Source organism: Streptomyces sp. NPDC051563, from assembly GCF_044454225.1.
GTDB lineage: Bacteria > Actinomycetota > Actinomycetes > Streptomycetales > Streptomycetaceae > Streptomyces.
Genome location: NZ_JBITDL010000010.1, coordinates 36,704 through 50,115, shown reverse-complemented (window position 1 = coordinate 50,115; position 13,412 = coordinate 36,704). Strand labels below are relative to the sequence as shown.

The following is a 13,412-nucleotide window of genomic DNA, read 5'->3' as shown; positions in this document are numbered from 1 at the left end:
CCCGTAGGACCAGCAGGACCAGTAGGACCAGTAGGACCCAGTGTGTCCCGAAGGGGCCGCCCGCCATCCGTGGTGCGGGCGGCCCCTTCGGCATATTCGGGACCGGATCCGGGTATGCCGTGCGGTCGGAACTTGTCGGAGCACGTCAGCGCCCCTCGGAGGAACCCGCATGAACGACGCCGCGCCGCGGCTGGCCGCTTTAGCCGCAACCCTGATGGGAGCCCCCCTCCCGGTCCGGATCCGGGCCTGGGACGGCAGCGAGGCCGGCCCGCTCGGCGGGCCCATCCTGGTCCTGGCCAACCGGCGCGCCCTGCGCCGGATCCTGTGGAAGCCGGGCGAGCTCGGCCTGGCCCGCGCCTGGGTGGCCGGGGACCTGACCGTCGACGGTGACCTGTTCGAGCTGCTGGACCGGGTCGGCGGGCTGCTCTGGGAACCGGACCGCGAACCCGGCGCCGAGGCGCCCGCCCAGAACGAGAACAAGAACAAGAACAAGAGCAAGAGCAAGAGCAAGGACAACGGCAAGGGCGCCGGGCCCGCCGCCCTGCTGCGCGATCCGCACGCCCGGGCCGCCGTGCGGAGCCTGGTGGGCCTGGCCCGGCCGTGGACCAGACCGGCCCCGCCGCCCGAGGAGGCCCACCGCCGTGGCGGCCCTGGGCAGCCACGGCACACCCGGGGCAGCGACCGGCGCGCCATCAGCCACCACTACGACGTGGGCAACACCTTCTACGAGCGGGTGCTCGGCCCGTCCATGGTGTACTCCTGCGCCTACTGGACCCCCGGCGGGAGCCTGGAGGACGCCCAGCGGGACAAGCTGGACCTGGTCTGCCGCAAGCTCGCCCTCAGACCCGGGGACCGGCTCCTGGACGTCGGCTGCGGCTGGGGCTCGATGGCCCTGCACGCGGCCCGGGAGTACGGGGCGAAGGTCACCGGGATCACGCTCTCGCGGGAACAGGCCGCCTACGCCCGCAAGCGGGTCGCGGAAGAGGGCCTGGCCGACCTCGTCGAGATCCGGGTCCAGGACTACCGGGACGTCAAGGACGGGCCGTACGACGCCATTTCCTCCATCGGGATGGCCGAACACGTCGGCGCCGACCGCTACCGCACGTACGCCCGGAGCCTGTACGGACTGCTGCGGCCGGGCGGCAGGCTGCTGAACCACCAGATCGCGCGGCGCCCCGAGCCGGACGAGGAGGCCTACCGGATCGACGAGTTCATAGACGCCTACGTCTTCCCCGACGGGGAGCTGTCCCCGTTGGGCACCACCGTCGGCGAGCTGGAACGGGCCGGCTTCGAGGTCCGCGACGTGGAGGCGCTGCGCGAGCACTACGCGCTCACCCTGCGGGCCTGGGTGGCCCGGCTGGAGGAGCACTGGGAGGAGGCGCAGCGGCTGACCTCGCCCGGCCGGGCGAGGGTCTGGCAGCTCTACATGGCCGCCTCGGCGCTCGCCTTCGAGCACAACCGCCTCGGCGTCAACCAGGTGCTCGCGGTGCGCACGGGGACCCGGTCCGCCTCGGGTCTGCCGCTGCGCGCCCGGGAGTGGCCGGCGTAGCCCCGTAGGGCAGGGAAACGCCGCAGGGCCCCGCGACGGGAGGTCGCGGGGCCCTGCGGCGTGCTGAGGCGGTGCGGGGCTACTCCGTCTTGATCGCGGTCAGCATGTTCAGCCGGGCCGCGCTGCGGGCGGGCCACATGGCCGCCAGGGCGCCGACGATGCCGGCCAGCAGCATGAAGATCGCGATCCGGTCGAAGGGGATCTGCAGGGCGTAGTTCGGGATCGAGCCCTTGATGGTCTCGCCGACGGCCCAGGCGATGAAGGTGCCGAGCACCACGCCGATCACCGCGCCGAAGAGCGAGATCACGATGGCTTCCAGCCGGATCATGTTCTTGACCCGGCCGCGGTCCAGGCCGATGGCCCGCAGCATGCCGATCTCCTGCGTCCGCTCGTAAACGGACATCGCCAGGGTGTTGACGACGCCGAGGACCGAGATGATCAGCGCCATGGCGAGCAGGCCGTACATGATGTTCAGGGCGGTGTTGATCATGCCGCCCATCTCGTTGCGGATGTCCTGCTGGGTGGCGAAGGTGATCGCCGGGTTCTTGCCGAGGGCGTCCACGAGGGCCTGCTCGCCCTTGGCGGAGGGGCCGCCGTCCATCTTGACGAGGACCTCGCGCAGGTACGGCTTCTCGTCGTGCTGGTCGAGGATCCGGGAGTCGATCACGTAGGGGGAGAGCATGCCCTCCATGTCCTTGTAGACCGCGCCGACCTTCAGGGTCGCCGTCTTCTTGTCGGGGAAGGTGACCTTCAGGGGGGAGCCGACCGACAGGCCGTCCGTCGTGGCGGTCTTCTCGGCGACCGCCACCTCGCCCTTGGCGAGGCTGGTCAGCTGACCGCTGGTCACGTCGAAGTTGAGGAGCTGGCCGATGGTCGCCGGGTTGACCCCGGAGACGGAGCGGTAGGTGTCGCCGTCGCCGACCTTGAAGTCGCCGGCCTGCTGCGGGGAGACCGCCTTGACGCCCGCGGCCTTCTCCAGGGCCGGGATCACGGAGGGGTCCAGGCTGCCGAAGCTCTCGCCCATGGAGACCTTGTAGTCGGCCTTGAGGTTGTCCGTCGTCATCCGGTCGATGGCCTTGCCCATCGTGATGCCGAGTACGGACAGGGCGGTGACCAGGGTCAGGCCGATGGCCAGCGAGGCGGCGGTGACGGCGGTGCGGCGCGGGTTGCGGACCGCGTTCTGCGCGGCCAGCTTGCCGGCGACGCCGAAGACCTTCTCCAGCAGCGGGCGGACCGCCGCGATGACCGGGCGGGAGAGGGCCGGCAGCAGGATGATGATGCCGATCATCGTGAGGAAGGCGCCGGCCCCGATGAGCATCTTGCCGTCCTTGCCGGTCATCGCGCCGCCGAGGATGCCGAGCAGACCGAGCAGGGTGACGGCGCCGCCGAGGCTGTTGCGCAGCACCAGGGACTTCGAGGAGGCCGGCAGGTGGGCGCTGCCCATCGCGGCGACCGGGGAGATCTTGGCGGTGCGGCGGGCGGGCAGCCAGGCGGCGAGCATCGTGACGAAGACGCCGATGACGATCGCCGCGATGACGGTGACGGGGGCGACGACCAGCGGACCGGCGGGGATCTTGACGTCGAAGGCGTTCATCGCGGAGCGCATGCCGGCCGCGAGCCCGACGCCGGCGATCAGGCCGATGGCGGAGGAGATCACGCCGACGACCAGGGCCTCGGCCAGGACCGAGCGCTTGACCTGGCCGCGGTTGGCGCCGACGGCGCGCAGCAGGGCCAGTTCCTTGGTGCGCTGGGCGACCAGCATGGTGAAGGTGTTGTAGATCAGGAAGACGCCCACGAAGAGCGAGATCAGCGCGAACGTCAGCAGCATCTGGTTCATGCTGCCCATGCCGGCTTCGATGTCCTTGGCCTGCTGGGCGGCGAGCGCCGCGCCGGTCTGGGCCTTGGCGTCCTTGCCGATGAGCGGCTTGATCCCGGTGAGCAGCTGGTCGGCGCTCGTGCCGGCCTTGGCGCTGACCGAGAGCTCGCCGTAGTAGCCGGGCTCCAGGTAGAGCTGCTGGGCGGTCGGGGTGTCGAACAGCACGAGCGAGCCGCCCGCGTTGACCGCGCCGTCCTCGGTGGTGAAGACACCGGTGAGGGTGTACTCCTTGGCCGGGCCGTTGTCGGCCACCCGGACCTTGTCGCCCACCGCGTACTTGCCGCGCTTGGCCGTCTCCTGGTCGAGGGCGATCTCGCCGGCCTTGGCCGGTCCGTTGCCCGAGGTGAAGGCGTAGCGGGGGTCCTTGCCGTCCTTGAGGGGGACGAAGTTGGCGCCGGTGTTGGCCCAGCCGGTGCCGATCAGCTTGCCGTCCTGGTCGCCCACGGCGGCGAAGCCGCTGACCCGGCCGGAAGCGCTCTCGACGCCGCCGAGGGCCTTGACCTTGTCGAGGGTCTGCTGGCTGATGCCCGGCTCGCCCTCCTTGACGCCCTCGTCGTTGCGCGAGGGGCCTTGGGAGGTGACGGAGACGGCCACGCCGTCGAAGCTCTTGGCGGACTGGTTCGACATCGCCTTGCCGACGGTGTCGGTGAAGACGAGCGTGCCGGAGACGAAGGCGACGCCGAGGACGACGGCGAGCACCGTCATCAGCAGCCGTGCCTTGTGCGCGAGCACGTTGCGCAGGGCGGTACGGAACATGGTGGAGGAGTCCTGGGGTCAGGGGTCAGCGGGGACGGAGGCGAGGGACGTCCCTCAGCTGGTGCGGCCCTTGGCGTCGAAAGCCTTCATGCGGTCGAGCACGCCGTCGGCGGTGGGCTGGATCATCTCGTCGACGATCCGGCCGTCGGCGAGGAAGATGACGCGGTCCGCGTAGGAGGCGGCGACCGGGTCGTGGGTGACCATGACGACGGTCTGGCCGAGCTCGCGCACGGAGTTGCGCAGGAAGCCCAGGACCTCGGCGCCGGAGCGCGAGTCGAGGTTTCCGGTGGGCTCGTCACCGAAGATGATCTCGGGGCGGGAGGCCAGGGCGCGGGCCACGGCCACGCGCTGCTGCTGGCCGCCGGAGAGCTGGGTGGGGCGGTGGGAGAGGCGCTCGGAGAGGCCGACCATGCTGATCACCGCGTCCAGCCACTGCTGGTCGGGCTTGCGGCCGGCGATGTCCATGGGGAGCGTGATGTTCTCCAGGGCCGTCAGGGTCGGCAGCAGGTTGAAGGCCTGGAAGATGAAGCCGATCTTGTCCCGGCGCAGCTGCGTGAGCTGCTTGTCCTTCAGGGTGGACAGCTCGGTCTCGCCGATGCGGACCGATCCGGCGGAGAAGGTGTCCAGGCCCGCGACGCAGTGCATCAGCGTGGACTTGCCGGAACCGGAGGGGCCCATGATCGCGGTGAACTGGCCCTGCGCGAAGTCGACGGAGACGTTGTCCAGAGCGACCACCTGGGTCTCGCCCTGGCCGTACACCTTGGAGAGGCCGGTGGCGCGCGCGGCGACGGCCTGGGTGGTGTGCGGGGCGTAGTTCATGGTGGTCACGGGGGCGGCTCCTCGAAGGACGGACCGGGCTCACGGTCCGCGGTTGGCGGGACCCCTCAATCGTCGCGGCGCCCCGCCCTCTCCGGATCAGCCGTGATGCCCGTTCTCCGGTCCACCGGAGACTGACCACGGGGGCCCGCGCCTCCTCCTTTGGTATGACGGCGGCCCCGCGGAGGTACGGGAAGCGGAGCCCGGCCGAGGGGGTGGCGCACAGGGTGGCGTGCGGGGTGGCGCGGGCCATCGAAATCCCGTCAATCCCGTGGCGGCCATGATCGACGCCCGGAACGTGCCGACCGCGCCTTCTGTCCCCTGACGCGTCATCAATCGCCAATAAAATCAGACAACATCGGCGAGACGCCCAGGTGGGGGCGTAAGTGTTCCGGATAGGCTCGGCGTAGCGTTCAAGGCTTTTCCTACGGGGCCGCTACGCCCTGCCCGGATGGTGGAATGCAGACACGGCGAGCTTAAACCTCGCTGACCCTCGGGTCGTGCCGGTTCAAGTCCGGCTTCGGGCACGATGACGTTCCGTTTCAGGCCGGAACGTGCGTACGGCGGGGGCGCCAGGGGTGCCCCCGCCGGACCGCCCGAGCAGGGCCCGTACCGGCGGGGAAAGATCCTCCTCCAGCAGTAGGGCGATTTCTTTGCGTTCGCATTACTCTTGACTCCAAGGCCGCGCACGGTGGCCATGGAGGAGTGAGATGAGGAGCAGCAACCCGGTCTTCTCGCGACGGGGATTCAGCCGCGACAACGGTGCTTATGCGGGCTTCGGCACGCAGCAGCCCCAGGCCCAGGCCGGGACCGCCACCAACCCGTACGCGACCAACCCCTACGCGACCGACCCGGCCACGGGTATGCCGCAGGCGCCGGTCCGCGGCAATGCGATGACCATCGACGACGTCGTGAGCCGTACGGCCCTGACGCTCGGCACGGTCATCCTGACGGCGGCGATCTCCTGGATCACGCTTCCGGTCGACCCGGCCAACATCAACAAGTCGTACGCCATCGCCTTCGTCGCCGCGCTCATCGCGTTCGTCTTCGCGATGGTCCAGTCGTTCAAGGCCAAGCCGGTCCCGGCACTGATCCTGGCGTACGCGGCCTTCGAGGGCGTCTTCCTCGGCGTCATCAGCTCGGCCGTCAGCACCTACGTCGGTCCCGGCACGGTCGTCCAGGCCGTCATGGGCACGATGTGCGTCTTCGCCGGCGTGCTGATCGCCTACAAGATGCGCTGGATCAGGGTGAACCGGCGCTTCGTCGGCTTCGTGACGGCGGCCGCCATCGGCTTCATGCTGCTGATGGTCGTCAACATGCTGTTCTCCGTCTTCGGCGGCGGCGACGGCCTCGGCTTCCGCAGCGGCGGCCTCGGCATCCTCTTCGGTGTCATCGGCATCCTGCTCGGTGCCGCCTTCCTCGCCATGGACTTCAAGATGGTCGAGGACGGCGTGACCTACGGCGCCCCCCGCGAGGAGTCCTGGCTGGCGGCCTTCGGCCTCACCATGACCCTGGTGTGGATCTACATGGAGATGCTGCGCCTGATCTCCATCCTCAAGGGCGACTAGTACCCCCGGTACAGCCGAGGAAGGCCCCGCGAGCACGCGCTCGCGGGGCCTTCCCGCATGTCGGGGGCTGTGGACAGGGGCAGGGGCCGGCTCAGCCGAACTTGCGGGCGGCCCTGCGCAGGTCGTACTCGTGGATGATCGCCTTGGCCTGGCCGTACGACAGCTCGTGCGCGCCGAGCAGCCAGCTGACCTTCTCTTCGAACCGGACGAGGGAGGGACCTTCGTCCACGGTGCGGAGCCAGTCGGACACTTCACGACCGGTGGAACGGGGGATTCTGTCGATCATGTTGCGGTGGGTCTGCTCGGAGAACTCGACGGACATGGGCGCCTCCGGAGGTATCGCCGTGCTGCTCTCTTCACGCCACCGTGCCGGAGAGTTCGCCCGTTGGCAATGGCGCCGGGGCGGCGCGTAAGGTCGGCCGGGTGCTCGATACCTCACCCTTGACCGCCGCCGTGGAACGTTTCGCCGACCGGCTGCGGGCGGCCCCGCAGAGCAGGCTCCAGCAGGGCGCCGCCGCGGTGGCGCTGGACCTGGCCCGGGAGCTCTCGCTGAGGGCGCAGCGGCTGGAGGCGGCCTCCGCGGGCGCCGGGGACGCCGCGGGGGCGGCTCCGGCGCAGACGGTGGCGCGGACGATGCCCGATGCCGGGATCTTCGTCGTCGGCGACCAGCTGGCCGTGGCCGGGCTGGACCTCGCCGAAGCCCTGCACGCCGCGACGGACACGGCGAAGGCCCCGTCCGAGGTGCTGGACGAGGCCGTTCGGCTGGTGGAACAGGTGGAAGCCGGGGCGCTGCGGTGACGCGGACCGGTACGGGGGCTCAGAGCGAGGCGATGACCCGGTCGGCGAGGATGTAGACGTTGCTGTCCGGGTCCTCGGAGTCGCCGCAGGAGAAGGTCAGGGCGTAGGCGCCGGAGATGCCCGAGCCGCCCAGCAGGACCGGCGCGCTGCCCGAACGCAGGGCGTCGGCGAGCCGCTCGGCGGTCTCCCGGTGCCCCGGGGTCATGCAGAGCGTGGTGCCGTCGGTGAAGACGTACACGTCCAGGGTGCCCAGCGGGCCGGGGCGGACGTCCGCGAGGGCCGTACGGGCCTCCGCGAGCTCCTCCAGGCGGTTGACCGTGCGCTCGTGGTCGGCGCCGGGGTGCGAGGCCTGCACGGGGACGAAGTCCGGGTGCGAGGGGTGGCGCCGGCGGGCGGCGGCCAGCTCGGCCGAGTCCTCCGGGTACGCCGTGTAGTCGTCGGCCCCCTCGAGGCCGTCGCCCAGGAGCGGCTCCAGGCCGACCAGGTCCGCCTGCCGGGGCAGGAAGACCGGGCTCTCCTCGCCGAGGCCGGACAGGCCGCCCAGCAGCGAGGGGGCGTCGGCGGCGTCACGGGCCTCCTGTGCGGCCCAGAACGCGCGCGCCTCGGCGAGCTCGCGCTCGCGCTCCTCGGCCAGGGCCTCGGCGACGGCGGCTCGTATCTCGGCGGCGGGGGACTCCACTGCGCTGCGGGCGTGCGGAACGGTGGCGGCGGCGCCACGGGGGTGCGAAACCGTCAGCTCACCGCGCAGTGCGGTGACCTGCTTGCGCAGGCCGTGGACGGCGTGCAGCGCAGCAGCGCCGACGGCCGTGGCAGCGGCCGTGGTCAGCAGTAGGGCAAGAGACATGGCGCTCACTGACTAACTCCTGATTGATTCGATCCCCCGACTTCCTACATCAGCTTGTCCCGTCCTGGGAATGGGCAGCAGTGCATTACGTCATGAATTGGACAGGCCTTTCGTCCTGATCGCCCCCTCGGGAACCGCCCTGACCTGCGAAAACAGTGATCCCCCAGGACGAAGGTCACATCCTGGGGGACATTTGGTCACAGAATGGCGGCGACAGGGTTAGATTCGATGTCAGTACGCCGCTAAGGGATCAAGCGGATCCCTTACGGCGTCTGGCCTCGGCTCATGATCCCGACGACCCCGCTCCCGTCGGACTAGCTGAGACGCTCGATCTTGTGGTCGCGCTGAGCTGAGCCTCCGCGGCGGGCAGGTGCCGCCCTTCGTGCCTCAGGGCGACCCCTACCCCCCGCTCCGACTCAGCTCAGCCGCTCGATGATCATGGCCATGCCCTGGCCGCCGCCCACGCACATGGTTTCGAGGCCGAACTGCTTGTCGTGGAACTGCAGGCTGTTGATCAGCGTGCCGGTGATGCGGGCGCCGGTCATCCCGAAGGGGTGACCGATGGCGATGGCCCCGCCGTTGACGTTCAGCTTCTCCAGCGGGATCTCCAGGTCCCGGTAGGAGGGGATCACCTGGGCCGCGAAGGCCTCGTTGATCTCGAAGAGGTCGATGTCGCCTACGGTCAGGCCCGCCCGCTTCAGCGCCTGCTTGGAGGCCTCGACCGGGCCCAGGCCCATGATCTCGGGGGAGAGGCCGGTGACGCCGGTCGAGACGATCCGGGCCAGCGGGGTCAGGCCCAGCTCGCGCGCCTTGGTGTCGCTCATGACGACCAGCGCCGCGGCGCCGTCGTTCAGCGGGCAGCAGTTGCCGGCCGTGATCAGGCCGTCGGGACGGAAGACGGGCTTGAGGCCCTGGACGGCCTCCAGGGTGACCCCGGCGCGCGGGCCGTCGTCCTGCGAGACGACCGTGCCGTCCGGGGTGGTGACCGGGGTGATCTCGCGGGCCCAGAAGCCGTTCTTGATGGCTTCCTCGGCCAGGTTCTGCGAGCGCACGCCGAACTCGTCCATGTCGGCGCGGGTCACGCCCTTGAGCCGGGCCAGGTTCTCCGCGGTCTGCCCCATCCCGATGTACGCGTCGGGGGTGCGGCCGTCCTCGCGCGGGTCGTGCCAGGAGGAGCCCGTGGACTCGGCCACCTCCTTGGTGCGGGCCTCGGACTCGGCGAAGACCGGGTTGTGGGTGCCCGGGATGCCGTCGGAGGAGCCGTTCACGGAGCGGGAGACCATCTCGACGCCCGCGGAGATGAAGACGTCGCCCTCGCCCGCCTTGATGGCGTGCAGGGCCATCCGGGAGGTCTGGAGCGAGGAGGCGCAGTAACGGGTGATCGTGGTGGCGGGCAGGTGGTCCATGGCCATCTGCACCGCGACGATCCGGCCCAGGTTGTGGCCCTGCTCGCCGCCCGGGAGACCGCAGCCCAGCATCAGGTCGTCGATCTCGCGCGGGTCCAGGCCGGGCACCTTGGCGAGGGCGGCCTGGATGACCGTGGCGGTCAGGTCGTCCGGGCGGACGTCCTTGAGGGATCCCTTGAAAGCGCGCCCGATCGGCGACCGGGCGGTGGAAACGATGACGGCTTCGGGCATCGGGGCTCCAAGGGAGGTGGTGTCGTACCGGGACCGCATGCGAAGTTACCGCCCCGTACCGTCGAGGTCACTGCCCTTGCGATGTGACTCCGGTCGCTCTGGGCGCGTCCGTGGGGCCGGTCGCCCCGCTGCCCGCGGGGCCGGTCGCCCCGGCGCCCGTCGCGGCACCTCCAGTGTGCTCCGTCTGCTCCGTCTGCTCCGTGAGTTCCTCGCCCGGCACCCGCCGCCTGCGCCGGTACTTGAGCAGCGCCCAGGCGCCGCGGGCCCCGGTCACCTCTGTGCCGGCCTGCCCGGCCGCCGCGGAGGCGGCCTTGGCCAGCGGGAGCATGTCCTCGTTGCGCGACACGTCCAGCCGGTCCGACTCGGGCCAGACGCCGAGGGCCGCGCACAGGGTCGGCAGTATGGCCATGGCCGCGGTCGCGTACCCCTCCGCCGACGGGTGGTAGGAGTCCGGGCCGAACATCTCGCGGGGGTTCGCCGCGAACTCCGTCCCCATCAGGTCGCCGATCGATACGGTACGGGCGCCCAGCGCGAGCACCCCGATCGTCTGGGCGGCCGCGAGCTGGCGCGAGACCCGGCGGGCCAGCCACCGCAGCGGCTGGTAGACCGGCTCGATGGTGCCGAGGTCCGGGCAGGTGCCGACCACCACCTCGGAGCCCGCGAGGCGCAGCCGGCGTACGGCCGCGGTGAGCAGCCGCACCGACTGGGTGGGCGGCATCCGGCGGGTCACGTCATTGGCGCCGATCATGATCACGCACACGTCGGGGGGCGGTGCGTCACCGTCCAGCAGCAGCCCCGTCTGGCGGTCCAGATCGTCCGACATGGCACCCGAAAGGGCCACGTTGCACAGCTCGACCGGCCGCTCGGCCACCGCCGCCAGCCCCGAGGCCAGCAGGGCGCCCGGAGTCTGCCGGGCCCGCCGCACCCCCAGCCCGGCGGCCGTGGAATCGCCCAGCACGCCGAACCGCAGCGGGCCCGGACTCAGCTCGGGCCCGCCGAACTCGCTCCCGTACAGCCCGTCCGCGCGCGGCGGATCCGGGAGCCCGGTACCGACCGTCCGCTTCGCGAACTGCATCTCCGCGACCACCAGCCCGACCGCTGCGGCTCCCACGAGCCCGATCCCGCCACCGCCGTACGCCGCCCCCGCCGCGATGCGGCGGGCCGTCCTCGCCCTGGACACCCTTCAAGCCACCTTCTCGGTCCTTGGCCGGATCCCTGCGCCGTGCCTGCTCGACCCCGCCGTCCTGTTGACCTTCCTGCCCCGTACGGACGGTCGGCCAATCCCTTTCCGCATAGTCTGGCGGTGCCTCCCGGAGAACCCGTGGAGTCCCCTCCTTGGAGAACATGGTGCAATTCCACGACTCGATGATCAGCCTCGTCGGCAACACCCCGCTGGTGAAGCTCAACCGTGTGACCGAAGGCCTCCAGGCCACCGTCCTTGCCAAGGTCGAGTACTTCAATCCCGGCGGATCCGCGAAGGACCGCATCGCCGTACGGATGATCGAGGCCGCCGAACAGAGCGGAGCACTCAAGCCCGGCGGCACCATCGTGGAGCCCACGAGCGGCAACACGGGTGTAGGACTCGCCATCGTGGCCCAGCAGAAGGGCTACAAGTGCATCTTCGTCTGCCCCGACAAGGTCTCGACTGACAAGATCAACGTCATGCGCGCGTACGGCGCCGAGGTCGTGGTCTGCCCGACCGCCGTCGACCCCGAGCACCCGGACTCGTACTACAACGTGTCCGACCGCCTCGTGCGCGAGACCCCGGGAGCCTGGAAGCCCGACCAGTACAGCAACCCGAACAACCCGCGCTCGCACTACGAGACCACCGGCCCCGAGCTCTGGGAGCAGACGGACGGGAAGATCACCCACTTCGTCGCGGGCGTCGGCACGGGCGGCACGATCTCGGGCACCGGCCGGTACCTCAAGGAGGCGTCCGGCGGCAGCGTGAAGGTCATCGGCGCCGACCCCGAGGGTTCGGTCTACTCCGGCGGCTCGGGCCGCCCGTACCTCGTCGAGGGCGTCGGCGAGGACTTCTGGCCGACCGCCTACGACGCGGAGGTGGCCGACGGGATCATCGCGGTGTCCGACAAGGACTCCTTCCAGATGACCCGCCGCCTCGCCAAGGAAGAGGGCCTGCTCGTCGGCGGCTCCTGCGGCATGGCGGTCGTCGCCGCGCTGAAGGCGGCCGAGGGCCTCGGCCCGGACGACGTGGTCGTCGTCCTGCTCCCGGACAGCGGGCGCGGCTACATCAGCAAGATCTTCAACGACGAGTGGATGGCCGGACACGGCTTCCTGGAGGACACGGGCCCCTCCGCCCGCATCCGGGACGTGCTCGCGGACAAGGCGGGCGGCATCCCCTCGCTGGTCCACATGCACCCGGAGGAGACCGTCGGCGAGGCCATCGAGGTGCTGCGCGAGTACGGCGTCTCGCAGATGCCGATCGTCAAGCCCGGCGCCGGCCACCCCGACGTGATGGCCGCCGAGGTCATCGGCTCCGTCGTCGAGAAGGAGCTGCTGGCGGCGCTGTTCGCGGGCGGCGCCTCGCTGGGCGACCCGCTGGAGAAGCACATGAGCGCACCGCTGCCGCAGGTCGGCTCGGGCGAGCCGGTCGCCGAGCTGATGGCGGTGCTCGGCGAGGCCGACGCGGCGATCGTGCTGGTCGAGGGCAAGCCGACCGGTGTGGTGAGCCGCCAGGACCTGCTGGCGTTCCTGGCCAAGGGCGCCAAGTAGCCCGTACGGGGTCCCCGTGCGAGCCCGTACGGATCCTCGTACGGGGTTCGTACGGGCCTTCGTGCGGACCTTCGTGCGGTCCCCGTACGGGTTCGCGCACGGGTTCGCGCGCGGACGACGCGCAAACGGTACGGGCCCGACACGTGACGGCAGCACCGGCTTAACACGGCTCCGGCACAGTGGTGGTTGTCGGCAGGGAAGACCGGGAGACCGGGACCCGGCCGGCACCACGAACGGCGTCGGCGCACTTCCGGAGCGGCTCCCGGACCGCGTTGGACGCCACGGACGCGCGGACGGCCCTGACCCGGCCCGTGTCCTGCGCGGGGACCGCCGTCGTCCCGCCCCCGGGAAACCGGGGTGCGGCGGTCCCCGCGCATAAACATGCCCGGAGGCGGCCCGCCGGCCCGCCGTGCGCCTGCCCGGCCGTCGGTTGCCCGGCCGTCAGCTCGGCTGCTCGCCGCCGCGCTCGCCCCGGTGCCGGGGGAACTTCGCCGCGTGGACGTAGTTGACGCCCAGGATGCCGAGCCAGACCACGACCAGACCGCTGAGATGTGCCTGGGCGGCGCCGATCGCGGAGAGCGGGATCGCGAGCACCAGGGTGACGATGGCGAAGCCGAAGCGTTCGCCGAAGTTGCCCTCCGGGGAGCCGGCCGCGCCGGGCCGGGGACCGCGCGCCGCGGTCAGCCGTTCCTCGGCGAGGCGCCGGCGGACCTGCGTGTCGACCTTCTCCACGAACGAGTCCACCAGCGCGGCCTCGTACTCCGGCCCCAGCTCCCGACGGGCGTCGAGCGTGGCGGCGAGTTCCTTCTTCAGCTCTTGGGACTCCATCCCGCCA

11 protein-coding genes and 1 tRNA gene are annotated in these 13,412 nt (G+C 71.0%); 5 read left to right on the top strand and 7 right to left on the bottom strand.

Annotated elements, in window-relative coordinates:
- The first annotated feature begins 169 nt into the window (after positions 1–169).
- A complete protein-coding gene (locus ACIA8F_RS13880; protein ID WP_399378537.1) occupies positions 170–1,549 on the top strand; it encodes a class I SAM-dependent methyltransferase in 1,380 nt (459 codons plus the stop codon).
- A 79-nt stretch (positions 1,550–1,628) separates the two neighbouring features.
- On the opposite strand, the gene ACIA8F_RS13875 is transcribed toward ACIA8F_RS13880, so the two are convergent.
- Together ACIA8F_RS13875 and ACIA8F_RS13870 are read right to left on the bottom strand one after the other, a co-directional pair.
- Entirely contained in the window at positions 1,629–4,181 is a 2,553-nt protein-coding gene (locus tag ACIA8F_RS13875) for an ABC transporter permease (protein WP_399378536.1), read from the bottom strand.
- Between the two features lie 54 nt (positions 4,182–4,235).
- Positions 4,236–5,000, bottom strand: coding sequence for an ABC transporter ATP-binding protein (locus ACIA8F_RS13870; RefSeq protein WP_399378772.1), 765 nt, complete (start codon positions 4,998–5,000; stop codon positions 4,236–4,238).
- A gap of 442 nt (positions 5,001–5,442) precedes the next feature.
- Between ACIA8F_RS13870 and ACIA8F_RS13865 the strand changes: the two genes are divergently transcribed.
- A tRNA-Leu gene (locus tag ACIA8F_RS13865) sits at positions 5,443–5,524 on the top strand.
- A gap of 183 nt (positions 5,525–5,707) precedes the next feature.
- Positions 5,708–6,565 (top strand): Bax inhibitor-1/YccA family protein, encoded by an 858-nt coding sequence (locus ACIA8F_RS13860; RefSeq protein ID WP_399378535.1) that lies wholly within the window; start codon positions 5,708–5,710, stop codon positions 6,563–6,565.
- A gap of 91 nt (positions 6,566–6,656) precedes the next feature.
- Here the strand turns inward: ACIA8F_RS13860 and ACIA8F_RS13855 are convergent, their stop codons facing one another.
- Entirely contained in the window at positions 6,657–6,887 is a 231-nt protein-coding gene (locus ACIA8F_RS13855; RefSeq protein ID WP_399378534.1) for a DUF4287 domain-containing protein, read from the bottom strand.
- 101 nt (positions 6,888–6,988) lie between these two features.
- On the opposite strand from ACIA8F_RS13855, the gene ACIA8F_RS13850 reads away from it, so the two are divergent.
- Complete coding sequence (locus ACIA8F_RS13850) at positions 6,989–7,363, top strand: hypothetical protein (protein ID WP_399378533.1); 375 nt, start codon at positions 6,989–6,991, stop codon at positions 7,361–7,363.
- Between the two features lie 19 nt (positions 7,364–7,382).
- On the opposite strand, the gene ACIA8F_RS13845 is transcribed toward ACIA8F_RS13850, so the two are convergent.
- From ACIA8F_RS13845 to ACIA8F_RS13835, 3 genes are all read right to left on the bottom strand, one after another.
- Positions 7,383–8,207, bottom strand: coding sequence for a hypothetical protein (locus ACIA8F_RS13845; RefSeq protein WP_399378532.1), 825 nt, complete (start codon positions 8,205–8,207; stop codon positions 7,383–7,385).
- A gap of 416 nt (positions 8,208–8,623) precedes the next feature.
- Entirely contained in the window at positions 8,624–9,844 is a 1,221-nt protein-coding gene (locus ACIA8F_RS13840; protein ID WP_399378531.1) for an acetyl-CoA C-acetyltransferase, read from the bottom strand.
- Positions 9,845–9,911: 67 nt separating this feature from the next.
- Positions 9,912–11,024, bottom strand: a complete 1,113-nt coding sequence (locus ACIA8F_RS13835) for an SGNH/GDSL hydrolase family protein (RefSeq protein WP_399378530.1) — start codon at positions 11,022–11,024, stop codon at positions 9,912–9,914.
- Positions 11,025–11,191: 167 nt separating this feature from the next.
- Here ACIA8F_RS13835 and ACIA8F_RS13830 point away from each other — a divergent pair, with 167 nt between their 5' ends.
- The gene (locus ACIA8F_RS13830; RefSeq protein WP_399378771.1) at positions 11,192–12,577 is read left to right on the top strand and encodes a cystathionine beta-synthase; all 1,386 of its coding nucleotides are present in this window, start codon (positions 11,192–11,194) and stop codon (positions 12,575–12,577) included.
- Positions 12,578–13,018: 441 nt separating this feature from the next.
- On the opposite strand, the gene ACIA8F_RS13825 is transcribed toward ACIA8F_RS13830, so the two are convergent.
- Positions 13,019–13,405 (bottom strand): hypothetical protein, encoded by a 387-nt coding sequence (locus ACIA8F_RS13825; protein ID WP_399378529.1) that lies wholly within the window; start codon positions 13,403–13,405, stop codon positions 13,019–13,021.
- Between the last annotated feature and the right edge of the window lie 7 nt (positions 13,406–13,412).